Annotated in this window: 24 protein-coding genes and 1 pseudogene; 15 read left to right on the plus strand and 10 right to left on the minus strand. The window is 63.7% G+C overall.

Features of this window, described 5'->3' with window-relative positions:
- Positions 1-33 precede the first annotated feature (33 nt).
- The 8 genes and pseudogenes from NX05_RS09080 to NX05_RS09115 form a co-directional block, all read right to left on the minus strand.
- Positions 34-1,167 carry a hypothetical protein gene (locus NX05_RS09080; protein WP_039433020.1) on the minus strand — a complete coding sequence of 378 codons (1,134 nt, stop codon included), beginning with the start codon at positions 1,165-1,167 and terminating at the stop codon, positions 34-36.
- Positions 1,164-2,114 (minus strand): glycosyltransferase, encoded by a 951-nt coding sequence (locus tag NX05_RS09085; protein WP_039432755.1) that lies wholly within the window; start codon positions 2,112-2,114, stop codon positions 1,164-1,166. The genes NX05_RS09080 and NX05_RS09085 overlap by 4 nt, the downstream gene beginning before the upstream one ends.
- On the minus strand, positions 2,111-3,364 hold the full coding sequence (locus NX05_RS09090; protein WP_039432752.1) for an O-antigen translocase: 1,254 nt from the start codon (positions 3,362-3,364) through the stop codon (positions 2,111-2,113). The genes NX05_RS09085 and NX05_RS09090 overlap by 4 nt, the downstream gene beginning before the upstream one ends.
- A pseudogene (locus NX05_RS09095) lies at positions 3,361-4,473 on the minus strand (DegT/DnrJ/EryC1/StrS family aminotransferase). Before NX05_RS09095 ends, NX05_RS09090 begins: the two are co-directional and overlap by 4 nt.
- Positions 4,473-5,384 carry a GNAT family N-acetyltransferase gene (locus NX05_RS09100; protein ID WP_017117556.1) on the minus strand — a complete coding sequence of 304 codons (912 nt, stop codon included), beginning with the start codon at positions 5,382-5,384 and terminating at the stop codon, positions 4,473-4,475. The pseudogene NX05_RS09095 and the gene NX05_RS09100 overlap by 1 nt, the downstream one beginning before the upstream one ends.
- A 7-nt stretch (positions 5,385-5,391) precedes the next feature.
- A complete protein-coding gene (locus NX05_RS09105; RefSeq protein WP_039432747.1) occupies positions 5,392-6,345 on the minus strand; it encodes a glycoside hydrolase family protein in 954 nt (317 codons plus the stop codon).
- Positions 6,346-6,348: 3 nt separating this feature from the next.
- On the minus strand, positions 6,349-7,020 hold the full coding sequence (locus NX05_RS09110; protein ID WP_039432744.1) for an acetyltransferase: 672 nt from the start codon (positions 7,018-7,020) through the stop codon (positions 6,349-6,351).
- Positions 7,017-7,454, minus strand: a complete 438-nt coding sequence (locus tag NX05_RS09115) for a sugar 3,4-ketoisomerase (protein ID WP_039433008.1) — start codon at positions 7,452-7,454, stop codon at positions 7,017-7,019. Before NX05_RS09115 ends, NX05_RS09110 begins: the two co-directional genes overlap by 4 nt.
- A 304-nt stretch (positions 7,455-7,758) precedes the next feature.
- Here NX05_RS09115 and NX05_RS09120 point away from each other — a divergent pair, with 304 nt between their 5' ends.
- The 14 genes from NX05_RS09120 to NX05_RS09185 all read left to right on the plus strand — a co-directional run bounded on the left by NX05_RS09120 (position 7,759) and on the right by NX05_RS09185 (position 19,283).
- The gene (locus tag NX05_RS09120; protein ID WP_230597837.1) at positions 7,759-8,379 is read left to right on the plus strand and encodes a cytochrome b; all 621 of its coding nucleotides are present in this window, start codon (positions 7,759-7,761) and stop codon (positions 8,377-8,379) included.
- Positions 8,380-8,462: 83 nt separating this feature from the next.
- On the plus strand, positions 8,463-9,806 hold the full coding sequence (locus tag NX05_RS09125) for a hypothetical protein (RefSeq protein ID WP_039432741.1): 1,344 nt from the start codon (positions 8,463-8,465) through the stop codon (positions 9,804-9,806).
- A 25-nt stretch (positions 9,807-9,831) separates the two neighbouring features.
- Complete coding sequence (locus NX05_RS09130; protein ID WP_010363678.1) at positions 9,832-10,224, plus strand: c-type cytochrome; 393 nt, start codon at positions 9,832-9,834, stop codon at positions 10,222-10,224.
- Positions 10,225-10,664: 440 nt separating this feature from the next.
- Positions 10,665-11,453 carry a TorF family putative porin gene (locus tag NX05_RS09135; protein ID WP_039433005.1) on the plus strand — a complete coding sequence of 263 codons (789 nt, stop codon included), beginning with the start codon at positions 10,665-10,667 and terminating at the stop codon, positions 11,451-11,453.
- Between the two features lie 51 nt (positions 11,454-11,504).
- Complete coding sequence (locus NX05_RS09140) at positions 11,505-12,098, plus strand: RNA polymerase sigma factor (RefSeq protein ID WP_172645776.1); 594 nt, start codon at positions 11,505-11,507, stop codon at positions 12,096-12,098.
- Positions 12,095-12,751 (plus strand): zf-HC2 domain-containing protein, encoded by a 657-nt coding sequence (locus NX05_RS09145; RefSeq protein WP_010378314.1) that lies wholly within the window; start codon positions 12,095-12,097, stop codon positions 12,749-12,751. The genes NX05_RS09140 and NX05_RS09145 overlap by 4 nt, the downstream gene beginning before the upstream one ends.
- Positions 12,748-14,073, plus strand: a complete 1,326-nt coding sequence (locus tag NX05_RS09150) for a S8 family peptidase (protein WP_039432736.1) — start codon at positions 12,748-12,750, stop codon at positions 14,071-14,073. The genes NX05_RS09145 and NX05_RS09150 overlap by 4 nt, the downstream gene beginning before the upstream one ends.
- 10 nt (positions 14,074-14,083) lie before the next feature.
- Positions 14,084-14,842: a heme ABC transporter permease CcmC gene (gene ccmC, locus NX05_RS09155; RefSeq protein ID WP_039432732.1), complete on the plus strand. Its 759-nt coding sequence runs from the start codon at positions 14,084-14,086 to the stop codon at positions 14,840-14,842.
- Positions 14,839-15,045: a heme exporter protein CcmD gene (ccmD, locus tag NX05_RS09160; protein WP_039432730.1), complete on the plus strand. Its 207-nt coding sequence runs from the start codon at positions 14,839-14,841 to the stop codon at positions 15,043-15,045. Before ccmC ends, ccmD begins: the two co-directional genes overlap by 4 nt.
- On the plus strand, positions 15,042-15,512 hold the full coding sequence (ccmE, locus tag NX05_RS09165; RefSeq protein ID WP_039432727.1) for a cytochrome c maturation protein CcmE: 471 nt from the start codon (positions 15,042-15,044) through the stop codon (positions 15,510-15,512). The genes ccmD and ccmE overlap by 4 nt, the downstream gene beginning before the upstream one ends.
- Positions 15,513-15,575: 63 nt before the next feature.
- Entirely contained in the window at positions 15,576-17,564 is a 1,989-nt protein-coding gene (locus tag NX05_RS09170) for a heme lyase CcmF/NrfE family subunit (protein WP_039432724.1), read from the plus strand.
- On the plus strand, positions 17,561-18,103 hold the full coding sequence (locus tag NX05_RS09175; RefSeq protein WP_039432723.1) for a DsbE family thiol:disulfide interchange protein: 543 nt from the start codon (positions 17,561-17,563) through the stop codon (positions 18,101-18,103). The genes NX05_RS09170 and NX05_RS09175 overlap by 4 nt, the downstream gene beginning before the upstream one ends.
- Positions 18,103-18,588 (plus strand): cytochrome c-type biogenesis protein, encoded by a 486-nt coding sequence (locus tag NX05_RS09180; protein ID WP_039432720.1) that lies wholly within the window; start codon positions 18,103-18,105, stop codon positions 18,586-18,588. The genes NX05_RS09175 and NX05_RS09180 overlap by 1 nt, the downstream gene beginning before the upstream one ends.
- The gene (locus tag NX05_RS09185; protein WP_039432718.1) at positions 18,588-19,283 is read left to right on the plus strand and encodes a tetratricopeptide repeat protein; all 696 of its coding nucleotides are present in this window, start codon (positions 18,588-18,590) and stop codon (positions 19,281-19,283) included. Before NX05_RS09180 ends, NX05_RS09185 begins: the two co-directional genes overlap by 1 nt.
- 144 nt (positions 19,284-19,427) lie before the next feature.
- Here NX05_RS09185 and NX05_RS09190 read toward each other — a convergent pair whose 3' ends face one another.
- The gene (locus NX05_RS09190; RefSeq protein WP_039432715.1) at positions 19,428-21,500 is read right to left on the minus strand and encodes an ATP-binding protein; all 2,073 of its coding nucleotides are present in this window, start codon (positions 21,498-21,500) and stop codon (positions 19,428-19,430) included.
- Positions 21,487-23,004 carry an ATPase domain-containing protein gene (locus tag NX05_RS09195; RefSeq protein WP_039432712.1) on the minus strand — a complete coding sequence of 506 codons (1,518 nt, stop codon included), beginning with the start codon at positions 23,002-23,004 and terminating at the stop codon, positions 21,487-21,489. Before NX05_RS09195 ends, NX05_RS09190 begins: the two co-directional genes overlap by 14 nt.
- Before the next feature lie 302 nt (positions 23,005-23,306).
- On the opposite strand from NX05_RS09195, the gene NX05_RS09200 reads away from it, so the two are divergent.
- Positions 23,307-23,651, plus strand: a complete 345-nt coding sequence (locus NX05_RS09200; protein WP_039433002.1) for a response regulator — start codon at positions 23,307-23,309, stop codon at positions 23,649-23,651.
- Positions 23,652-23,738: the final 87 nt, after the last annotated feature.

The raw sequence follows: 23,738 nt of genomic DNA on the forward strand, positions 1-23,738 counted from the left end.
CTGCAATGGGGCGAAGAACGGCGTGCTGCGCGCTTACGCGGCAGACGGACATGCGGACAGGCGGTTGGGCAACAACAGCGTGCAGGCATGCAGCACCAGGCACAGCGCAATGAAGCCGAAGTTGGTCCAGGTGAATGCCTGTGGCGCGAAAGGCGACATCAAGCAGGCGTAGGCGATGCGCAGGAAGATCAGTACATGGAAGATCGACAGTGACCCATTGAGCCGGCGTACGCTCCAGACCAAGCCGGCATACAGGGCAAACAACGCCATCAATGCCCCTGGTGCGCCCCACGCCATCAAAAACGGAAAGAACTCGGTGCCCACATTGATGTTGGGTGCATCCAGCGGAATGCTGGTGCCGGCAGTCGCAATCGAACTACTGAACGGCACCAGCTGATTGACCAAAAAACTGGCATTGATGTAGCCCTTGGCCACTATCGCGCCGAAGTTGTACGGCCCGGCGCTGATGTACAGCAGCAGCCATTGCACGCCCTGCGGCATAGCGCGATAGAAGGGACTGAACGGCAATGCCACCGTCGCCAGGGAGCCGGACCGAAACGCGCCAAGGATCGAAAACACCCCGCCACCCGCCAGCACTAGCAGACCGATGGTTTTCCACGGCAGGCGGCGTGCCGGGTCGCGGCGCAACAGCATCACCAGCACGAACGAGAACAGGCCAGCGAAGATACGGTTGCGGTCGATCACCACGATCGGGAACACGAACCCCAGCGTCACCATCGCTGCGCGTAGCCCGCGATGGCGCACGCACAGCAGTGCAATCGGCGGCAGGATCCAGCACATGTTGGAGATATGCCGCACATGCGCGCGCAACGGGCTCAAGGTGGCGTACGACGACGGATCGCTGAATAACGGAATCGGAAACAGCACCACGTCGGCGATGCAGAACACCGTCACCACCGCGGCCAAGGTCATCGCCAGGAATGCATCGCGGGTGCCGGCGTAACGGTAATGGCGAAAGCGCTCGACCGACGGCAGCTGTGTGCGCAACGCCGTATCAAGCGCGAAGGTTGCCGCCGCCGCAAGCGCGAGTAACACAATGCCTTCTACGTACCCGTCCGGTAGCGCGTAGGTCATCCACGTCAACGCGCAGCTGAGCAGCATCGGAAATGCGAGATAGGTCGCCGGACGACGCAGCAGCGCGCTCATGCAAGCTTTGCCGCGCGCGCGGCGCGCTTGGGCCACCATCTCGCTGGCAGCGACAACCATGCGTAGGCCAATAACTGCATGACCACCTGGTGCGGCCGGCGCCGCAGAAACGCGACCTTGGCTGCGATGTAGTGCGCCTGTGCATGCGCCAGCGTGCGATCAGGCTCGCCGAACAATGGCGCGCAACGCAGCGCCACCTGCTGCGACTCGCGTAGGTTGGCGATGCGCGCCGGTACATGCACGGTCTTGCTGAGGTTGTTACCATGCAGGCGGTACGCGCACACCGGTAGATCGACAAAGCCCAGTGCATTACGTGCGGCCAGGCGCAGGAAGAAATCCCAGTCTTCGATACGCAACGACTCATCCCAGCCGGTGCATGCATCGAAGGCACTACGCCGCAGCAGCGCCACTGCCCCGCTGACCGCCCAGTGCCGTATCACCGCGCGGCGGATGCCGGACTCGGAGCGATACAGGTCCGTATCCACCCCGTGCAGATCGCGCATGGCGCTGCCATGCAGCAGTTGCCCATGCTCATCGACCACACAGGCATCGCCAATCACCGCCAGCTTTTGCGGGTGCGCGCGCAGGTAACGCACCTGCGCGTCCAGCCCGCCGGGCAGCAGGTAATCGTCGCTTGCGCCAAGCCGCAGATACTCTCCCCGCGCACGCAACGCCAGTTCGTTGAGCGTAGCGGCTACACCACGATTTTTGCGCTGCACGAAGTGCACCGGTAGCCGCTGCCCATGATCGCTGATCCACTGGCTGATCGTTTCGCCGGTGGCATCGCTGGAGCCGTCGTCGATGATGACGATCTCCTTGCATGGATACGGATCTTCCAACACGCTATCCAGGCAGCGCTGCACGAAACGCTCATGATTGAACGCCGGAATCAGCACCGACACCAATGGCAAGCGTGCACGTGCCGATGCAGGCGCCTGATCGTTCATGCCGTGCGCCCCAGATAGCGCCGCACCACCACAATGTTGAACAACAGATACAGCACGTAGTTGGCGGCGAAGGCATACATCGCACCGATCAGCCCGAACTGCGCGGTGAACACGTACACCAGCGTCAGATAACTCGCCGCAAACACGCATTCGGAGATCACGAACAGCCGCGTCATTGCCTTGGCCAGCATGACGTACGACAGCACGAAGGCGGCGATCTTGATCACGTCGCCCAGCAATTGTGGGCCATACAGCGGCGCTGCCGCGGCAAATTGTGTATCGAACAGCAGCCAGGTGACCCAGTCACGACACACGTAAACGCCGAGTGCCATCACGATCACCGCCGGCATCACGTAGCGATATGCACTGCGAAGTTCCTGGCCCAAGGCGGCAGAGCCGCGCAGCGAGGCCAACTTGGGCAAGTAGTACACGTTGATGGCAGTGGTGAAGAACAGCAGATAGGCATCCGAGACCCGGCTCACCGCCTGCCAGTAACCGACTTGCTCCCAGCCGAACTGCAGCGCCAGATGGTCACGCACCAGGATGGACACCAGCTGCGGCACCAGCGTAGAGGTGAGCGTCATCACCGAAAATGCTGCCAGCTGGTAGGTCATTTGCGCATCGAAGCGCATCCGCCACATGGCAGGCTGAAAATACGGGCTACGCCGCAGCGCCGGGACCGCGGCCAATAGCCACAGCACCTGGCCTAGCACCAGTGCCAGCAACGCGCCGTGCAACTGTGCCCGGCTGGAGAGCCACGTGACCAGTGCAACGCTCAGCACGGCGCCAGACACTTGCACGAAGGCGAGCCGCCGCACATCCATAAAGCCGTTGATCACCGCCAGCGTGTAATTGAGCAGTGCGATGCCTAGCTGCGCAATCGCCAACACACAAATCAGCGGGCGGTAACTCGCATCACCCAGCAGGCGCTCGGCAATCGCTCCACTGAATACAACCGCCAGCAGTGCCATCACGCAGGCCGCGCAGAACGCATACCAGAGCGCTGCACTCAGCAAGCGCGCCAACGCGGGCGCGTCGTCACGGTACTGCGCCACATACTTGACGATGCCGGCACTGATGCCGCCGCCGGCCACGACCGCCAGCACCGACATCAGGTTGAGAAACTGGCCAAGCCGGCCCACGCCCTGCGGCCCGGCATAGACGGCAACCAACTTGACCAGGACCAAACCCGCCAGCAGCTTGGCCAGCGTTGCAACGCCGGTGTAGGCGCTGCTGCGCACGACATTCATGTGCCGCAACCGAACGACCGACAGGCCGCAATCACGTGCGCAACCGCTGCGTCATCCAGCGCCGGCCCCATCGGCAGGCTCAGCACCTCTTGATGCAAGCGCTCGCTCAGCGGCAGGCAGGCCTCGCCCAAGGTGGCCTACGCCGGCTGCCGGTGCGGCGGCACCGGGTAATGAATCTGCGTCTGGATGCCTTGCTGCAACAGATGCTTCTGCAATGCATCGCGTTGCGGGCTGCGCACCACGAACAGATGCCAGACGTGCTGCTGCTCGGCCACCAGTGTGGGTAGCACGATCAACGGGTTGTCGATGCCTTGCAGATAGCGCTGCGCCACTGCTCGCCGCAGCGTGATCTCTTCTTCGAGATAGCCCAGTTTGACGCGCACAAATGCAGCCTGCATTTCATCCAGACGCGAATTCACGCCTTGGCAGAGGTGGTGATACTTCACCTCCGAGCCGTAGTTACGCAGCGCGCGAATCCGCTCGACCAGGCGCGCATCCGAGGTCGTCACTGCACCACCATCGCCAAGCGCGCCAAGGTTCTTGGTCGGGAAAAAACTAAATGCCGCTGCATCGCCGAAAGCACCGGCGCGTCGCCCCTGTGCGCTTGCACCGTGGGCTTGCGCGGCATCTTCGATCAGCAGCAGGCCGTAGCGGTGGGCCAGTGTCTGCAAGGCCTGCATATCAGCCAGCTGGCCATACAGGTGCACCGCGATGATGGCGCGCGTGCGTGGCCCGATGGCCTTCTCCACCTTGGCGGGATCAAGATTGAAGGTGATCGGGTCTGGTTCCACCGGCACCAACACCAGCTGGTTCTGGCTGATCGCCAGGAACGTCGCGATGAAGGTGTTGGCCGGCACGATGATCTCGTCGCCTTCGCGCAACACGCCCAACTCGCGATAGCCACGCAGGATCAACGCCAGCGCATCCAGCCCATTGCCCACGCCCACTGCATGCGTGGTACCGCAATAACTGGCGAATTCGTCTTCGAACGCAGCCAGCTCTTGACCGAGCACATACCAGCCAGAATCGATCACCCGCACCGCGGCGGCTTTGAGTTCATCCGCATAGCGCGCATTGACGGCGCGCAAATCCAGGAAAGGCACATCCATTACAACGTCCATCGATAGAAATCCTGCACCACGGCGCGCGCGCCGAAGCGTTCCTTTTGTTCCACCAACCCTTCGTTGAGCACCTGTCCACCCTGCTCGGTCGAGATGCCAAAGCTGAAGTAGTCGCGCTGCGCATACACATCGGTAATCAGCTCGGCCAGCAGCAGACTCAGCGCATCCAGCTGGCGGCCCTGTTCGGACACCGCCAGATATTGGGTGTGCACACTGCGGCCGAAATCGAATGCCAATGCGGCCGCCACCAGCTGCCCGTCAGCGCGCGCTTCATGCAGCACAATCTGCTGTGCAAACCGGCCTTGCAGCAGTTGCAACTCATCCAGCCGATGCGTCGGCGCTACGCCATGCCGCTGTAATACGTGGGTCAGCAAGGCATGAAAGGCGTCCAGCTGAGTTCCGCGCTGAATCTGCACGCCGGCCTTGCGGGCCTTGGCGATGGAGCGCCGCCTCTCGGCACTGAAGGCAAGCGGCTTGCGTAGCGCAATGACCGACGAAAGATCGCGCCGATAAAGCTGCGCGCCAACCCGATGCAACGCGTACAAGTCTTCTTCGGCCGGATACGCATGAAAGATATGCGGCACTGGCTTGTAGACAATCTGGCGCACGCCAAGCGCTCGGTAGTGCGCGGCAATCTGTTCAAACACCTGCAATGTCGCGCCGGCGCGCAGCGCCATCGACGACAACAGCCCGGCATAGGTCAACCCGGCATGGCTACTGACGCAATCGCCGTGCACGTTGGCCGGGAACACCGCTACAACCTCGCCCGCGCGTTCCACGAGCAATGACGCATCCACAAAACGCGCGGCGTGATAGTCCATATAGCCGCGCCGATGCAGCAGATTGCCATTACGCGACGACGCCACCAGGTCATCCCACGCGGGCGCATCGCCTGGCACGTACGGCCTAACCGAAAACATGGCAGCCCTGTAACTCAACCGGCAATGCCGCGTCGGCCAGGCCGAAGCCGGCCTGCCCCATCGCATTGCCGTTGTAGAACATCAACACGCGCTTGCCGTGTTGGATCAAGGCCGGGTAACACAACGTCTGCGCGTCCCAGCCATCATCGGACAGCGCAAGCCCCAGCTGGCTATCGTCGCGCTCCCAATGCACACCATCGCTACTGAAAGCGATGCCGGGAAAGTAGCCACCGTGGATATCGCCACGGGTGAAATACATCAGGTAGCGCCCACCAAGCCGGTACACACGCGGACGCCCAATGCGGTACTCGTCGCCCCGTGCACGCAGGCACACCGCATCATCGGTGGGGATGCAACGCAGGTGGTCGGTCTCTGCGTAGCGAATGTGGTAGCGCGGATACGATTGGCCACCGATCGTTTCCCAGTCGTCGCCCACCGCGTACCACAACCGCCAGCGGCCATCTTCATAGCGCGCCGAATGTACAGCGGCAATCGTGCTGCGCCCGGGGGCGCGATCCAGCAACGGCGTTTGCTGCCGACGCTGAAAGTGCTCGCCACCATCGCTGGACACTGCCAGACCAGTGAAGGCGAGAAACTTGGCCTTGGCCACCCGCTGAAACCCGACATAGAACATGTACAGCCCGTCCGGCCCGGCCACCACATCACCCAGGATCATGCCGTTGTCGTCGAAGCACCCATCGCGGCCGATGTCGAGCACTGGTTGCTTGCTGACGCCGACGATCTGCGTGGGTGCGTCGGCGCGCACATCCACATAACCAATGCGGCTCACGCCCTGCGCATCGCGAAAGCCGGCGTACACGCGCAGCACCTGTGCGGACAGACGATGCGGCGTGGGCGTCAATGCGGCATGGTGCATCCAACCGCCTACGCCATCGCGTGCGACATCGAACACCAGCCCGCGTTTGTTCCAGGCAAACACGGCTCAGAGCTCCACGTCGAAGCTGGATTTGCCCGCCACCGCGCGCGCCGGCGAGCCCACGTAGACGCGCTCGGCTTCGGTATGTCGGGTCACCAGCGCGCCGGCACCGATGACATTGTTTGCTGCAATGCGCACCTTGTCGCTCAACGTAGCGTTGACGCCTATAAAGCTGCCCTGCCCGATCTCGCAATAACCGGAAATCACCGCATGCGAGGCAATGAACACATGATCCTGCACCACCGTGCGGTGGCCGATATGGTTGCCGCTCCACAACACGCAGTTATCGCCGATGCGGGTAAATGGCTGGACCACGTTACCCTCGAAGATGAAACAATTGGCACCAATCTGCGCGTCATGCCAGACGAAGGCACGCGAACTCAAATAGGTGGCGCAGCGATAGCCGCGCTGCACCACCTGCTGAAAAAAGCGCGTGCGCAGGCGATTGAGGTGGGTCGCCGGAATCGCGACGAACACCGCGTACCGGTCAGGCGGGTAGCGTTGCTCCAGTTCTTCGTAAGCCACCACTGGCAACCCGGCTAACGTGGGCCGCAACAGAAAGTCGCGCTCCACGCTGAAGGCCACCACGGTGTAGTCGCTGTCGTGCCGGAAGTATTCGCAGGCGATCTGCGCGAACTCGCCAGCGCCGACGATCACCAATGGTTTTGGTGCGCTCATGCTTCCAACCTGCAGGCTTGCGGCTGCGTGCTACTGCGCACTTCGCTCACGAATTGGTCGTAATCCAGGATGTAATCGCCCGGGTCGTAGAGCTGGTCGGCCAGCACCATCAGCACGCAGTCGGCACTGAAGCGGTACAGATCGCGCCATACCATGCGGCCGAGCAGCAGCCCTTGCGAGGGGTCTTCCAGCACCACTTCGCTGGCACCATCGCCGTTGCCCTCGTCGAGCAGAATCGTCACCGAACCGTGCAAGGCCACTGCAAATTGATTGAGCTGGCGGTGCGCGTGCTGGCCACGATGCACGCCGTCACGCGTGCCGAACAGGTAATACACGCGACGGATCTCGAACGGGATATTGCGCTGCTGCTCCAACGAAATGAGCAACCCGCGATCGTCACCGTGGGTGTGCAACTGGATGCGTTCAATGGCCATGATCGGAGAGGCGTAACCGCTGACTGCACGTGGTGCGACATGCCTGAGTGCGCCGGGTTGCGCGAAAGGTTGCGCGCGGTCGCGGCCCTGCGAAGCGATGTCCGCGCAAGCGCAATCGAACGTGCCGAAGCACCGCGACATGCAGCGCGTGCCAGCGATGTGCAGAGGCGATGCAACCTTTTTCCGACATCGCCGCACCCATCGGTACACGTTCACCTGGCCGCCATTCGGCCGGCGTGGGGAGCCAGGCCTGGCAGCACGGCACGTTGCCGGAACCAACGACCACCACCGGAAGACAGATCAGATGCGTTCATCCCCACAGGCGCCCGTCGGCGCTCCCGCCTCCGGCGCAGGCACCTCGCCCCTGCCAGAACAGACGCCCCCATCTGCGCGCGTGCTGCCGCTGCCGAAATCGATGCGCGTGCTGCATTGGCTCACCGTGCTGTGCCTGATCATGGCAGCCACGCTGATCCTGCTGCGCGCCGAACTGGATGGCCGTGCATTGCGTCAGTGGCTGCTGGAAGGCCATCGCCATTTCGGCCTGCTGGTGCTGCTGCTGTTCGCGTTGCGCATCGGGTTGCGCATGCGTCTGCGCACGCTGCCGCCCGGCCCACCCGCGTCGCTGCCGATGCGTCTGGCTGCGGGTGCCACACATGTAGCGATGTACGCACTGATGCTTGCGCTGCCGTTGCTGGGATGGTCGCTGAGCAGTGCCTACGGCAAGCAGGTGTATTTCTTCGGCATCCCCTTGCCCGCGCTGGTCGCGCCGGACGGCGACCTCGGCGATACCCTCGGTACATGGCACTTGAATGCCGCCTGGGCGTTGCTGGCGCTGGTGCTGCTGCATATCGGCGCCGCGCTCTGGCATCACCTGGTGTTGCGCGACGGCCTGTTGCGCCGCGTGCTGCCGGGCAAGCGCGCATGAACCGTCGCGCCCCGCCTTCTGTCGTTCGTTTACTCGCCCATTCCCGCACCGCTGCCTCCCGCACCGTCGAACAAGGACTTTCCATGCCCATTTCCCAGCCCACTCCGCGTCGCACTGCCACGCGTAACGCCTCCCTGACCTCCTTGTTGTGCGTGTCCGGCCCATTGCTGCTGCTGGCCAGTACGCAGGCGCAGGCGATTCCCTCGTTCGCACGCCAGACCGGCTCGTCCTGCGCGGATTGCCATGTCGGCTCCTACGGCCCGTCGCTCACGCCCTACGGCATGCGCTTCAAGCTCGGCGGTTTTACCGATACCGATGGCGACGGCACCAAGATTCCGGTGTCCGGCCAGCTCACCTGGTCGCGCAACAACCCGAACCGCGGCGATAGCACCTCACGTCTGCGCGAAGCGGATCTGTACCTGGGCGGCCGCCTCAGCGACAACATCGGCGGCTATTCGAAGATCCGCTCCAGCAACAGCGGCAATGCGACTTTCGATACGCGCCTGGACGATGTCGATCTGCGCTTTGTCAGCAAGCCGTTCCAGATGGCCGGCAAGGACACCATGATCGGCGTCAGCGTCAACAACAACCCGGGCATTTCCGACCCGGTGCACGTGTTGCCGAACGCCTCCACGCTGACCCCGGCTTCCAACGGTGGCGCGTCCACCATGCTCAGCTCCTCGGCGCTGTCCAACCGCGTCATCGGCGCGAGCGTCTATGGGCTGTACGACCGCAATTGGTACGGCGAGGTGGGCAGCTACAGTGCGCTGTCGCCATCGGCGCAGGATCGCCTCGGCTGGCCGGTCAACGGCGACCCGGGCAAGCTCGGCGACACCAGCTATGCGCGTCTTGCCTATATGAAGGACATGAAGCGCCAGTTCTTCTCGGTCGGCCTGACTGCGCTCAATACGCGCCGCCAGCCGCTGCGTGTCGGGCCCAGCGACGACCTCACCGATTTCGGTTACGACCTGACCTACCAATTCCTCGGCACCCGCGAGCACGTGCTGTCGTTGGCCTACGTCAACATCTATGAGCGTCGCAAATACGGCAGCCCGCTGATGTCGACCGACCCGACCATGCCGGCACTGGACCGCGGCAGCGTGCGCGATCAGACCATCAGCATGAACTACGCCTTCAAGCAGTCCTACGGCGTGCTGGCCGCGCACATGATCAACACCGGCTCGTTCGATGCGGCGCGCTATTCGCCGGTGGGCATCCCCGACACCACCAGCAATTTGATCCTGGTGTACTGGACCCCGTTCGGCAAGGAAGGCACCTACACCTCGATCGCCAACCTGCGCGTGTCGGCTGGCTGGTTCCGTTTCGACAAGTTCAACGGCAGCACGTCCAACGTGTTCCGTAGCGCGCCGATCACCAATCCGCGCGACCTCGACAGCTTCACCCTGTCGGTGAACCTGACCTTCTAATTCCCCCGCACTTGTACGGATCTCCATGAACTCACCCCGCAAACTCTCCCTGTGGTGCGCGCCGCTGGCTGGCCTGTTGCTGGCAGGCGCGCTGCCCATGCCCTCGGCACACGCTGCCGACGGCGCCGGCATCCTCCTCACCGAATGCGGCGAATGCCATAGCGCCAAACAGGGCAAGAACAAGAAAGGCCCATCCCTGTTCGGCGTGGCTGGCCGCCCTGCCGGCAGCGTGGCGGACTTCAGCGGTTACTCCGACGCGCTCAAGAACAGCAAGTGGACCTGGACCCCGGCCCAGCTCAAGACCTATCTGTCGCAATCCTCGACCAAGGCCCTGCCGGGCACCAAAATGAAGTACGACGGCCTGGACGATCCAAAGCAGCTGGACGCGTTGATCGCCTACCTCAACACCTTGAAGTAGGGTCGATCAGCGCGTGGCGCGTCGGCATCCGCCGGGCGGACGGATGCCGCACGGAACCGCAACGCACGTTGCCTGCCTGCGGTTGCAGTCTTCGGCATCGCGTGCACGGCGCCACAGCCGCGGCGGCCTTCGCTGGCACCGTGGTTGTAGTTGATGCGCTTTCCAGCCGCGGCGGCCTCTCCGTCGGCCGGCTGTCCAGTCCGGATCTGGAGAATCCTGCACGGGCCGGACAGGGCGGATGTGCGTTGCCGGACGTTGTGCCTTCGCGTATACGGACGAAATCGCCGCAGCCGCGGCGGTCTCGCTCACCGTCATAGTTCACCATCGCGCCCCGTCTCACGCCCAGCTCTCACCCCAGTGCAGACCGTTCAAACTTCCAAGCCGCTCCCCCTGCGACCGCAACCCCACTGCGCCCGTGGCAGTTTTCCGTGGGCGCACTGATGGGCATTGCCGTCCGCCACGAACATGCCGAGGCCCCGCTAGCCGCGTCCACTCAGCGGCACGCGCGCCTGCAGATGCAACGCAGGCAACCCCGGCTGTTCCAATGGCTGCTGCTCACGCTGGCATCTGGCTGCTGCGGCGGCGCCCTGGCCAACGACCTCGGCGGCGCGGTGGCGGTGACCTCCAGCCTGATCGACCGCGGCATCTCCATCGCGCCCAACAAGGTCACCGTGCAGGTGGCCGGTTACTGGCTGCCCTCCCCCGGCTGGTCGGTCTCTACCTCGGTCGCGCTGCAGTCGCCCGACTGGAGCGACCCGGTGGCAGTCGCCGCCCAGGTCGGGCGCGCCTGGATGCTGGGCGACCGCTGGCAGATACAGGCCAGCCTGCTCTACTACGGCTACCCGACCGACCGCTCCACCCGTACCTTCAACCGCCAGGAAGCCAGCCTGGCCTGGTCCTACCGCGACGTACTGACGTTTGCGATATCCACCTTCAACTTCCCGCGCGCGGACCAGTCGCCGTGGAATGCGGCATTCGACATCACCGCCAACATCCCGCTGCGCAACGATTTTAGCCTGTTGCTGGGCGCCGGCTCCTCGCGCTTTCCGGCCATGGCTTACGGCGCGGCGCACTCCGGCCGCTATCAGTACGGTCAATTGGGCCTGAAGTGGAGCCGTCTCGGATGGACGTTGAAAGCCGAGCGCATCCTGACCAGCAGCAATACCCCACGCATGCAGGGCGGCCCCGGCGAAACGCCATGGCTGGGCACGGTGTCCAGAGCGTTCTGATCCTTACGCAACCTTTTGCCCGCCTACGCGCACTGACGTGCGTTACCCGCCATGCCTGCCTCGATGAATGACACCGACACCCTGGGCGATGCCACCGACCGCATGCTGTTGCGCCGCATGGCTGCGGGCGATCGCGACGCGTTGGCCAGCATGTACCACAGCTACCACGGCCGGCTGTGCCGGTTCCTGTCGCGGCTGACCCGCCGCCCGGACATCATTGAAGAAGCCATCAACGATTGCTTCTGGATCGCCTGGCAGAAAGCCGGCGACTTCCGCGGCGATTCGCAGGTGTCCACCTGGATCATGGGCATCGCCTACCGCTGCGGGCTCAAATGCCTGCGCCAGCATGACGGCGAAGCCATCGACGACACCGCGGTGGTGGAGGACCACGCGCCCAGCGCCGACGACAACGACGACCGCGAACTGCGCGATTGGTTGGACAAGGGCATGGAACGGTTGTCGCCGGACCAGCGCCTGGTGGTCGAACTGGTCTACGGCGTCGGCCACAAGCTCGAAGAAGTGGCCGACATCATGCAGTGCCCGGTGGGCACCATCAAAGCCCGGCTGTTCCACGCCCGGGTCAAATTACGCAATGTGCTGCCCGGCCTGGCCGGCAGCGCCCCTTACACGGAGACCATGCAATGAAGACGTTTTTCATCGCGCCTGGCAAGGAATGCTCGCACGCCTGGGAATTGATGCCGGCGGTGCTGCTGGACAGTGCCACCGAGGAAGAAAATACCTGGCTGATTGCGCACGTGGCCAAGTGCGCCTCGTGTAGCGCCGAATTCGCCCAGCAGAACCGCCTGCGCCAAGCATTGGCGCTGCCGTCTGCCGTCAAGCTGGACCCGAACGCCGGGCTGCAACGCCTGCTCGGCCGCCTGGATGCACCGGAGCAGCACACCGCACCTGCGCGTGTGCCGGCAGCCCGCCGCTCCGGCAGCTGGACGGTGCGTGCGCTGGCCGCAGCAGCGCTGGTGCAGGCCATCGGGCTGGGCGTCATGGGCGTCAAGCTGGCCTCGCCCGCGCCGTCGCACGACTACCGCACGCTCAGCAGCGCCACCGCCCTGCCGGTGCCGCAAGGCGCCATCCGCGTGGTGCCGGACGCGAAGATGACCGTGGCCGACTGGGACCGGCTGCTGCATGCGCAGCAGTTGCAGGTGGTTGGCGGCCCGAACGACATGGGCGCCTACACCGTGGTGCCTGCGGCACCGCAGCCGCCCCTCCAACCGCAGCAGACCGTGCAGCAACTACGCGCCAACCCGGACATCCGGCTGGCTGAGATCGTCTCGGCGCCATGAATCGTCTGTTCGCCATCGGCCTGATCGCCGCGCTCGTTGGCCTGGGCGCGCACACAAGCGCGCACGCTGCCGCAGTTCTCCAGGAGCCAGCAACGGACGGCGCCGGCTCCGCCACGCCGTCCGCCGATGCGCAGATGCCCGACAGCAGCCGCGACATCCTGCTGGCGGTGGCCAACCCGCTCGCTGCACCGCCAGCCCGCGCCGGATCCAGCCTGATCGGCTATGCATCCAGCTATTACGGTGCCGGCCAGAAGGCGGCCGCGCGCATGGACAGCATCAAGCAACGCTACAAACTGCGCGAAGTCTCGGCTTGGCCGATCACCTCGCTGGGTCTGTATTGCGCCGTGCTGCAACCGCCGCCTGGCGTGTCGCGCGATGAACTGGTCAGTGCACTCGCCGACGACGAAGGCGTGGAGCTGGTGCAGCCGGTGCAGGATTTCTCGGTGTTCTCCGCCGACGCGTCGGAACAGACCACTTCGCTATCCGGCTATAACGACCCGTACGTGGACATGCAACGCGGCTTCATCGACACCGATGCCGCCAGCGCGCAGACCGTCACCCAGGGGCGCGGCGTGGTGATCGCAGTCGTCGATACCGGCGTGGATACCAACCACCCGGATCTGAAGGCGCGCATCCGCGACGTGCACGATCTGGTCGATGACACACCGGTGACGACCAGCACCGATTCGCACGGCACCGAAGTGGCCGGCATCATTGCTGCCGGCAGCAACAATCACCAAGGCATCGTCGGCATGGCACCTAAGGCCATGTTGAGCGTCTACAAGGCGTGCTGGTACGCGCCCACGGTCGGCGCCACCGCACGCTGCAATACCTTCACCCTGGCCAAGGCGCTGGCGGCGATCAACACCAGCTCGGCGCGGGTGATCAATCTGAGCCTGGGCGGCCCCGCCGATCCGCTGCTGAGCAAGATGCTGGAGCAGTTGGTGCAACAGGGCCGCATCGTGGTGGCGGCAATGCCGCCGAACGGGCGTCTGGACGGATTTCCCGATGACGTGCCCGGCGTGCTGGTCGTGCGCAGCAGCAGCGCAACACAGGCCATGCCGGGCGTGCTCAGCGCGCCCGGCAAGGACATCCTGACCACGCAGCCAAACGGCCGTTACGACTTCACCTCCGGCTCGTCGATGGCAACTGCGCATGTCAGCGGCATGGCCGCGCTGCTGTTGTCGCTGCAACCGTCGATGGATGCCAACGCATTGCGCGAACTCATGCAGCGCACCAGCAAGGTCTCCGACGGGCAGTTGCAGGTCAACGCCGGCGCCGCAGTGCAGGCGTTGGCGCCTCACGCCAAACATTCCAACTGACGGCACCGGCATGGCCAAGTGGATTCCCCTGTGGCTGCATCAACTCAGCTCGCCGCCCACGTTTTATCGCGTCGCCGGTAACGTGCGTCCGTGGGCGCTGGGGCTGGCGTTGCTGCTCGGCGCAGTGGCCGCATACGGCGGCCTGGTGCTGGCACCGCCGGACTATCAGCAACACGATGCCTATCGCATCATTTTCATCCACGTGCCCAGTGCCTGGATGAGTCTTTTCATCTACGCGGCGATGGGTGTTTCGGCATTCATTGCGCTGGTGTGGCGGATCAAGCTGGCCGAAGTGGTCACCATGGCCTCGGCACCAATCGGTGCGGCCTTTACCTTCATCACCCTGTGCACCGGCGCACTGTGGGGCAAGCCGATGTGGGGCACCTGGTGGACCTGGGATGCGCGGCTCACCTCCGAGTTGCTGCTGCTGTTTCTGTACCTGGGCGTGCTGGGTCTGTATTACGCCGTGGAGGACCGCCGCCAGGCGATGCGCGCCGCCGGCTTGCTGGCGCTGGTGGGCCTGGTGAATCTACCGATCGTGCATTACTCGGTGGTGTGGTGGAACACGTTGCACCAGGGCTCTACCGTACGCCTGCTCGGCCCCTCCAAAATGAGCGCAGACATGCTGTGGCCGCTGCTGACCATGATGCTGGCAACCAAGTGCTATTACGTGGCCAGCTTGTTCGGCCGCGTGCGCGTGGAATTGCTGGCGCTGGAGAGCGGCAAGGAGTGGGTCCGCCGCATCGTGTTGACGGAGCGCACCGCATGAGCACCGTTCTGGCGATGGGCGGCTACGGCCACTACGTGTGGACCGCTTACGCGTTGTTCGTGCTGGTGCTACTGGCCGATCTTGCAGCGCCGTGGCTGCGGCGTCGCCGCTTGCCGCGCGAACTGCGCGGGCAGTTGCAGCGACAGGTACCGCGACGCGTGCGCGATCAACCCGCCCCTGTGCTGGAGCGGGACGTGCCATGAATGCCACGCGCAAACAACGTCTGTGGTTGGTGATCGGCGTCCTCGCCGCCGCCGCGCTGGCCGTCACGCTCATCGTGTTCGCGTTGCAGCGGAACATGAGCTACCTGTTCACTCCCAGCCAGGTGCACGCTGGCGAAGCAACCGGCTATCAGCAGTTTCGGCTCGGCGGCATGGTCAAGGCCGGCTCGATCCAGCGCGCCGCCGATTCGCTGAAAGTCAGCTTCACCGTCATCGATAAAAACGCTGCGACCCAGGTGGAGTACACCGGCATTCTTCCGGACCTGTTTCGCGACAACCAATCGGTGATCGCCAACGGGCGCATGCAGGGCGGGCGCTTTGTCGCCAACGAAGTGCTGGCCAAGCACGATGAAACCTACATGCCGAAAGAGTTGAAGGATGCGATGGCCGAGGGCCACCTTGGAAAACCAATCCCCGCCAGCGCCGCACCGCTAGCCACGCCGCGTTGATGCGCTTCTGGTTGGTGCCACGTCCGTCGATGATTTCCCTCCATTCCACCCTGCGATTCGCCCATGACGCCTGAACTCGGCCAGATCGCACTGATCCTGGCGCTATTGTTATCGCTTGCCCAAGGCGTGTTGCCGTTGATCGGCGCGTGGCGCGGCAATACCGCGTTGATGGGCATTGCGCGGCCTGCGGCGGTGGGCCAGGCGGTGTTCGTGTGGATGGCGTTCGGCTTGCTCGCCTGGTCGTTGTTGTCGCTGGATTTCTCGGTTGGCTACGTCGCCGCCAACGCCAACATCGCCCTACCCTGGCACTACCGCTTCGCTGCGGTGTGGGGCGCGCACGAAGGCTCGTTGCTGTTGTGGATCGCCATCCTCGCCACCTGGACGGTGTTGCTGGCCGCCCTCAGCCGGCATCTGCCGCAGCATTTCGCCGCCCGTGTGCTGGCGGTGCTGGGGCTGATCTCGGTGGGCTTTCTGGCCTTCATCCTGCTGACCTCCAATCCATTCGGGCGGCTGTCGCCGATTCCGCTGGATGGCAACGAACTCAATCCGGTGCTGCAGGATCCGGGCATGACCTTCCACCCCCCGGTGCTGTACACCGGCTATGTCGGCTTCTCGGTGGCGTTCGCGTTCGCAGTGGCGGCATTGCTCGGTGGCGAACTGGAACAGGCCTGGGTGCGCTGGGCGCGGCCGTGGACCAATGTGGCATGGGCTTGCCTCACCGCCGGCATCGTCGCCGGTAGCTGGTGGGCGTATGCGGAACTGGGCTGGGGCGGCTGGTGGTTCTGGGATCCGGTGGAAAACGCCAGTTTCATGCCCTGGCTGGTCGGCACCGCCTTGCTCCACACCCAGGCAGTGACCGAAAAACGCGGTAGCCTGCGCGCGTGGACCATCCTGCTGTCGATCCTGGCGTTTTCGCTGTCGCTGCTGGGCACGTTCCTGGTGCGCTCGGGCGTGCTGACCTCGGTGCATGCCTTCGCTGCCGATCCGCGTCGCGGCTTGTACATCCTCATTTTTCTGGTCGCGGTGGTCGGCGGCTCGTTGCTGTTGTATGCGCTACGCGCGCCCAAGATTGCCAGCGGCAAACCGTTCGCTGCCGCCTCGCGCGAAACCGGCATCCTCATCGGCAACCTGCTGCTCACCGTGGCTGCCGCCATGGTGTTGCTCGGTACCTTGTTCCCGCTGATTGCCGATGCGTTCGGCCTGGGCAAGGTGTCGGTCGGGCCGCCCTACTTCGGCCTGCTGTTTCCCTTATTGATGTTGCCGGTGATGCTGTTGCTGCCGTTCGGCCCGTACCTGCGCTGGGGCAAGGCCGAAGCCGCACCGTTGAAAGCACTCGGCACGCGCGCCGGTATCGCCGCGATCGCCTGCGCGTTGGTGGGCAGTGTGGTTGCCGATGGCCAGGCCAAGGCGATTGCTGGCATCGGTGTCGCCGCATGGGTGGCCGCCGGCACCGCGTTGTACGTGGTCAAACGCTGGCGCGACATGCCGCGTGGCCGGCGCTTTCCGGCTGAAATGGCCGGCATGCTGATCGCGCATGCGGGCGTTGCAGTGTTCGTTGCCGGCGTGCTGGTGTCCGAAAGCCTGTCGGTGGAACGCGATGTGCGGTTGTCGCCCGGCGAGAGCGCGCAGATTGCCGGCTACCGCTTCCGCTTCGATGGCGTGCAGTTGGTGGATGGCCCGAACTGGAAGGCCGAACAAGGCAGCGTGCAGGTCAGCCGCGACGGCCAGGTGGTCGCGCAATTGCATCCGCAAAAACGCCTGTACAGCAGCGAGCGCATTCAGACCGAATCGGCGATCGATCCCGGCATCACCCGCGACCTGTATGTGGCACTCGGCGAGCCGCTGGATGATCAGCACATCGAAAACGACTGGACACTGCGGTTGTACTACAAACCCTTCATTCGCTGGATCTGGGCCGGCGGCCTGCTGATGATGCTGGGTGGTTTTGTCAGCGCCTGCGCACGTCGATTTCGTACGCCGGCGACCGCAATCACATCGGCCGCATCTGCAGCACATCCGGCTGTCGTCATCGCACAGGAATCGCTCCCGTGAATCGTCTACTGCCCTTGCTGGGCTTCCTGTTGCTGGCAGCGCTGTTCGGCTTCGGCATCTTGTGGACGATGCAGCACAATCCGCGCGATGTGCCTTCGCCGTTGATAGGCAAACCGGCACCAGCGTTCTCGTTACCGCGACTGAATCAACCCGAACAACGCGTCAGCCGTGATCAATTGCTGGGCAAGCCGTACGTGCTCAATGTGTTCGGCAGCTGGTGCGCCGAATGCGTGCACGAACACCCGGTGTTGATGGCGCAGGCCATCCGGTTGGGCGTGCCGCTGATCGGCTACAACTACAAGGATGTGCCCGCCGATGCCACCGCCTGGCTCGCGCGACTTGGCAACCCGTATGCGCTGATAATCGCCGATGAAGCCGGCCAGACCGCCATCGACTTCGGCGTCTACGGCGCGCCGGAAACATTTCTGATCGATGCGCAGGGCATCATCCGCTACAAGCACATCGGCGTGCTGACCCCGGATGCCATCAACGATGAGTTGCTGCCGGCCATTGCCGCGCTGCCCAAGGGAACGCCGTGATGGCGTCGGCGCGTCACACACTGCTGTTGCATTGGCGCACAGCAGGCCGGCGTGTGCGCCTGCTGCTGGTGTTGCTGCTTGGTGTGCTGCTGGCGCCCTCGCTGGCGGCGCAGGCGGTGGACCCGCTGCCGTTCAAGAACCGCAGCGAGGAGGCGCGCTATCAGCATTTGACCGCGCAATTGCGTTGCCTGGTGTGCCAGAACGAAAACCTGGCCGATTCCAATGCCAGCCTTGCGCGCGACCTGCGGCATCAGGTGTTCGCGCAACTGCAGGCCGGCAAGAGCGATGCGCAGATCAAGCAGTACATGGTGGAGCGCTATTCGGATTTCGTGCTGTACGACCCACCGGTCAAGCGCGGCACCTGGCTGCTGTGGTTCGGGCCGGCGCTGATGTTGGTTGCCGGTGCGGGCGTGGTGATCCACACCGTGCGCAAACGCGCGCGCGCCGGGACACCGGTGGCGCCGCAGGCTGAGGAAGAGTGGTGATGATGGGTTTTTATGTCGCAAGCGCAGCCCTGGTGGTGGTGGCGTTGCTGCTGTTGTTGGTGCCACTGCTGCGCCACCCCACCGGCAATAGAAACGCGCGCTACAGCTTGTCGATTTTATTGGTGCTCGCCCTGCCGTTAGCCACTGCCGGTTTATATCGGCTGGTGGGCGCGCCGGAGGCGATGGCCACGCGTGTGTATGCGTCACAGCCACCGCAAGCCGAGGCGACAGCACCAGCTACCGCGCAGGCGCAAGCTGCAAGCACCCCTGCCGCCCCCCAGGAACAAGCGCTGGAACGCTGGATGCAGCAGGCCAAAACGGACGAGCAGAACGACCGCCCAGCCGACGCGCGTGAGGCCTATGCGCAGGCGCTCAAGATCGCGCCCGACATCAGCGCCGCCATTGTCGGCTGGGTAGCAGCAGATATGGCCACGCATAGCGACTTCGCCATTGATGCAGCGTCGCGCACACGATTGCAACAGGTGATTGCACGCGAGCCGGACAATCAGCGCGGCCTATGGTTGCTCGGCATCAGTGATTTTCAGCAGCAGGACTTTGCGGCGGCCACCGCACATTGGCGCCATCTGCATGGCTTGCTGGAAACTGGCTCGCCGATGCAGAAAGCGGTGGCAGGCAAGATCGCGGTGGCCGAATCGATGGCCAGTGCGCGGCAGTCCGAGCGTGGCGCGCGCTGAGGCAGGCGGCTGCTGGGTGGCTGGCCCTGATGCGCGATGGCTGCCACGCTAGCCGATTAAACAGCGCACGTATTAGGCGAGTAACAGGCTCCATGCGATGTCCATGCCCAGCTGACGACACTCGCTAAGTTGTGCTACTCACTCTCAGACCGATGGCCCCAGCACTTCGTGCAGCTTTCCGCTGAACTCGCCCAGGGTGAATGGCTTGGCGATCATGCTCATACCTTCGCCGAGAAACTCGCCACGGTCACGCGCCGTTTCCGCGTAGCCGGTCATGAAGATCACCGGCAGATCGCGCCGCGACTGCCGCGCGATCTCGGCCAACTGGCGCCCATTGAGGCCCGGTAAGCCGACATCGGTGACCAACAGATCGATCTGTCGTGGCGAGGCCAGAATCGGCAGCGCCGCGTCCGCATCGGCCACCACGTCGGCCTGGTAACCCAGTTCGCTGAGCAATTCGGTGACCAGCAACCGTACCTGTTCGTCGTCTTCCACCACCAGCACTTGCTGGCCCTGCCCGGCCAAAACTGAATCGCTCTGCGTGGGCGGCAACACGCTTTGCACGGAAATCCCGGCGGGCAGATACAGGCTGACCGTGGTGCCCGCGCCTTGCTGCGATTCCACCCACACCTGGCCGTTGGACTGCTGCATGAAGCCGTAGATCATCGACATGCCCAGGCCGGTGCCCTGGCCGGTCGGCTTGGTGGTGTAGAACGGCTCGAATACGCGTTCCAGCACATCCGCCGGCATGCCGGTTCCGGTATCGGCCACCGACACCACCACGTAGTCGCCAGGCGCTAACGCGATGCCACGACCGAGTTCCAGCGGCTGATCGTCCACCTGCAGGTGGCGCGTCGCGATGCGCAGCTGCCCACCATCGGGCATGGCATCGCGCGCGTTGATGGCCAGGTTGAGGAGCGCGCTTTCCAGCTGATTTTCGTCGACGTACGCCTGCGGCAGATCTGCTTGCAGATCGGTTTCCAGGCGCACCGACTCGCCCAGCGTGCGCGTCAACAACTCCTGCAGCGACACCACCAGATCGTTCAATTGCAGATGCCGCGCTTGCAGCGATTGCCGACGCGAAAACGCCAGCAGCCGCTGGGTGAGCGCGGCCGCGCGCAAGGCCGACGCCGAGGCCACATCCAGAAAGCGGCCCAGCCCTTCGGTGCGCCCCTGGTCGATGCGCAGCCGCGCCAGATCCAGCGCAGACAAAATGCCGGTGAGCATGTTGTTGAAATCGTGCGCGATGCCGCCGGTGAGCTGGCCCACCGCTTCCATCTTCTGCGCCTGGCGCAATGCTGCTTCGCTGGATTCGCGCGCCAGCATCTGTTGCTGCAGTTCAGCGGTGCGTTCGACCACCTTGGCTTCCAGCACGCTGGCCTGCTGCTGCATCGATTCCAGCGCCAGCGCGCGCGCGGTCACATCGGTGGCGAACACATGGAAACCATCCACCTGGCCATCCGCATCGAAGCGCGGCATGTAGCGGATTTCTGCCTCGCGGCGGCGCCCATCGGCATGCGGCCAGCTGGTCTCGATGTTCAATGTCTGCCCCGCCAAGGCCGCCTCGATCCAGGCGTGGCGCTCTTCGACCATCGCAGGCCCCACCACGTCTGCCAGCGGCTTCCCGATCACATTGGCAGGCGGCACGCCGATCCAGTCTTCGTAAGAACGATTGGCGAAGCGGTACACCAGGTTCTTATCGATAAAGGCAATCAGCACCGGCAGCGCATCGGTCACGCGGCGCAGTTCGGCTTCGCTCTGCGCAAGGGCCGCACGGCTCTCGGCCAACTGCGCCATCTGGTCGCGGATCACAAACTGCTTCTGCCGCGAGCGCAACGCAGTAGAGATGGCGCTCAGCAACGAGGCCGAACTGAGTGGCCGTTCCAGCTCGATGACATTGGTCATCTCCGCCGGTAAACGCACATGCCGCTGGTTATGCGCACCACGCGGCGTGCGCAATAACACGAACGGAATGTCCGACCACGTCTGCTGGTCCTGCAGAATGTGCGACAGCGCATGCAAGTCGCCGCTGATCGCTTCGTCGGTCAGCACCACCACGCCGGAGGCGTCGTGCAGATCGCCCGCCAGCGCGGCCAGCGTGGCGTAGACGCGACGCGTCAGCCCACGTTCGCCGACGATGCCGGCAATGCTTTCGGCATCGCGGCCAAACGGCGCGATGATGTGGACGATGGAGCCGTCCGGGTCACAGATAGTCAAGGGGACGATCCAGCAATGGTTCTTCGTCTCCAACGAACTGCGGCGTCCCGGTCAACACACCGTGGAATTTCTCCAGCGGCTGGCTCAGCTGCAGACCATTACTCCCGATGCGCAATTCGCGGATCGCATCTTCATGCGCACCGCTGCGATTCTTGATCACCGACAACGCCTTGCGAATGCGTCCCTTCGCCTCGAAAAAGCGCAGCAGGATGACGGTGTCGGCCATGTAGGACACATTGAGACTGCTGCTGGTCGCCATGCTGCCCACCAAACCCTGCTGCGGATTGATCAGGAACGTGGTCACGCCGCTTTGGTTGAGATACGACAACAGCTCGTGCATTTGCAGCATCAGCTGCTTTTCCTGCGGCATCGACGACAGATACCCGTTGAGGCTGTCGATCACCAGAATGCGACAGCCGCGCTCTTCCACGCTGTCACGCACCGTCCAGGCGAACTCGCCCGGAGTGAGTTCGGCAGGGTCCATCTGGTGCAATTCCAGCAGTTCCGAATCCAGATACTTGCGCAGATCCATGCCCAGGCCTTCGGCACGCTTCAACAAGGTCCCGGTGCGCTCGTCGAACTCAAGCACGCAGCAATGCTCGCCGCGCTCACATGCCGCCACCACGTACTGCAACGCCAGGTTGGTCTTGCCAGCCCCGGCAGGCCCGGTCAGCAAGGTACTGGTGCCGCGCAACGGGCCGCCATGCAGCAATGCATCGATACGCTCCACACCACTCGGCACTGGCTCGCCGACGAACGGGGTATGGTGATCGGAGGCGATCAGACGCGGATAGATACGCATGCCGCCGGTGACGATGGTCAGATCGTGATACCCGGCGATGAAATCCACGCCACGCAATTTCTGCACCTGCATGCGTCGCCGCGCTGCACCGAAATCCAGCGTCATGCGCTCCAGCGAAATCACCCCGTGGCACAAGCTATGCAGATGCGCATCGCGCTCACCATTCTCGTCGGTGAGATCGTCCACCAGAAACACCGTGATGTTGCGCGGCGCGAAATACTGCTTGAGCGCCAGCACCTGGCGGCGGTAGCGCAGCGAATCCTGCGCCAGCAGGCGCAACTCGGACAGCGAATCGAACACCACTCGCGTTGGCTTGACCCGGTCCACTTCGGCCTGGATGAGCTTGATGGTGCCATCCAGCTCCATTTCCCACGGATGCAGGATGGATTGTTGCCGCCCATCGCCCAGAAACGCCTCAGCCGATGCCAGTTCGAAGATGCCCAACGCATCCAGCGACCAGTTGTGCGAGGCAGCCACCGCGGTGAGCTCGTCGATGGTTTCAGACAAGGTCACATACAGGCAACTCTCGCCCTTGGCCGCACCATCCAGCAGGAACTGCAGTGCGAGCGTTGTCTTGCCGGAGCCAGGTTGGCCTTCGAGCAGGTACAAACGATTGGGCGGCAGACCACCACGCAAAATGGTGTCGAGCCCGGTGCTGCCAGTAGTGATGCGGTTTGCGCTCATCGGCTTCACGTTCTTCATAGACCTGAATTTATCACGCAGGCGTTACGAGTCAGTACGCGCGCGACTGAATTCATCAGCTTGCCGCGCTTGACGCGGCGCTGCAATCGCTGACGTGACCATCGTCGCAAGACGGCGCCGACATGGCTTCTCGGACCTTTCTTCCGCTATCGAATGGACGGACAAACGACTTCACTACAGCGACTTTCGTTATCCCACGCCTCCATCACGCAACCGCGCCTACCGTGACCGGAGAAGCACACCGCAACTGTTGCAATTGATCGAGGACTGCAGTGACTGACGCATCACCCAACGCACGCATCCTGTTGGTCGAAGACGACGACGCAATCCGCGAAATGGCTGCAGATATTCTTGGCGACGAGGGCTACCACGTGGTGGCGTCCGCCGACGCCGAACAAGCGCTGACGCAACTCACTAAAGCATGTCGGTTCGATCTGCTGCTGTCAGACATCTGCCTGCCTGGCATGAACGGACGCGACCTTGCCGATAAAGCACGCATCATTTGCCCCGCGCTGCCCATTGTGTTCATGACCGGCTATGCGGGCGAAATCGCCAAACGCGCTGACTTCCTCGATTCCGGCATACGTCTTTTGACCAAGCCATTTTCGTTGCGCGATCTGCTGGGCATCGTCCAAACGGCACTGTAAGCAAACGCAACCGCACCTAAAAGCTGGCATCTGTTGGGCCAGCTTTTAGGCGATCGCGTGGCTCACGTTGTCAGGCTGCATGTTGTT

This window comes from Xanthomonas vasicola, from assembly GCF_000772705.2.
Classification (GTDB): Bacteria; Pseudomonadota; Gammaproteobacteria; order Xanthomonadales; family Xanthomonadaceae; genus Xanthomonas; species Xanthomonas vasicola.

Excerpts from the sequence above, each read along its gene's own strand:
- NX05_RS09080 (WP_039433020.1), bottom strand. The coding sequence starts at position 1,167 with ATGAGCGCGCTGCTGCGTCGTCCGGCGACCTATCTCGCATTTCCGATG.
- ccmC (WP_039432732.1), top strand. The coding sequence starts at position 14,084 with ATGGCCAAGTGGATTCCCCTGTGGCTGCATCAACTCAGCTCGCCGCCC.
- NX05_RS09125 (WP_039432741.1), top strand. The coding sequence starts at position 8,463 with ATGCCCATTTCCCAGCCCACTCCGCGTCGCACTGCCACGCGTAACGCC.
- NX05_RS09140 (WP_172645776.1), top strand. The coding sequence starts at position 11,505 with ATGCCTGCCTCGATGAATGACACCGACACCCTGGGCGATGCCACCGAC.
- NX05_RS09130 (WP_010363678.1), top strand. The coding sequence starts at position 9,832 with ATGAACTCACCCCGCAAACTCTCCCTGTGGTGCGCGCCGCTGGCTGGC.
- NX05_RS09195 (WP_039432712.1), bottom strand. The coding sequence starts at position 23,004 with ATGAAGAACGTGAAGCCGATGAGCGCAAACCGCATCACTACTGGCAGC.
- NX05_RS09110 (WP_039432744.1), bottom strand. The coding sequence starts at position 7,020 with ATGAGCGCACCAAAACCATTGGTGATCGTCGGCGCTGGCGAGTTCGCG.
- NX05_RS09085 (WP_039432755.1), bottom strand. The coding sequence starts at position 2,114 with ATGAACGATCAGGCGCCTGCATCGGCACGTGCACGCTTGCCATTGGTG.
- NX05_RS09170 (WP_039432724.1), top strand. The coding sequence starts at position 15,576 with ATGACGCCTGAACTCGGCCAGATCGCACTGATCCTGGCGCTATTGTTA.
- NX05_RS09150 (WP_039432736.1), top strand. The coding sequence starts at position 12,748 with ATGAATCGTCTGTTCGCCATCGGCCTGATCGCCGCGCTCGTTGGCCTG.
- NX05_RS09120 (WP_230597837.1), top strand. The coding sequence starts at position 7,759 with ATGCGTTCATCCCCACAGGCGCCCGTCGGCGCTCCCGCCTCCGGCGCA.
- NX05_RS09115 (WP_039433008.1), bottom strand. The coding sequence starts at position 7,454 with ATGGCCATTGAACGCATCCAGTTGCACACCCACGGTGACGATCGCGGG.
- ccmD (WP_039432730.1), top strand. The coding sequence starts at position 14,839 with ATGAGCACCGTTCTGGCGATGGGCGGCTACGGCCACTACGTGTGGACC.
- NX05_RS09180 (WP_039432720.1), top strand. The coding sequence starts at position 18,103 with ATGGCGTCGGCGCGTCACACACTGCTGTTGCATTGGCGCACAGCAGGC.
- ccmE (WP_039432727.1), top strand. The coding sequence starts at position 15,042 with ATGAATGCCACGCGCAAACAACGTCTGTGGTTGGTGATCGGCGTCCTC.
- NX05_RS09135 (WP_039433005.1), top strand. The coding sequence starts at position 10,665 with ATGGGCATTGCCGTCCGCCACGAACATGCCGAGGCCCCGCTAGCCGCG.
- NX05_RS09090 (WP_039432752.1), bottom strand. The coding sequence starts at position 3,364 with ATGAATGTCGTGCGCAGCAGCGCCTACACCGGCGTTGCAACGCTGGCC.
- NX05_RS09185 (WP_039432718.1), top strand. The coding sequence starts at position 18,588 with ATGATGGGTTTTTATGTCGCAAGCGCAGCCCTGGTGGTGGTGGCGTTG.
- NX05_RS09145 (WP_010378314.1), top strand. The coding sequence starts at position 12,095 with ATGAAGACGTTTTTCATCGCGCCTGGCAAGGAATGCTCGCACGCCTGG.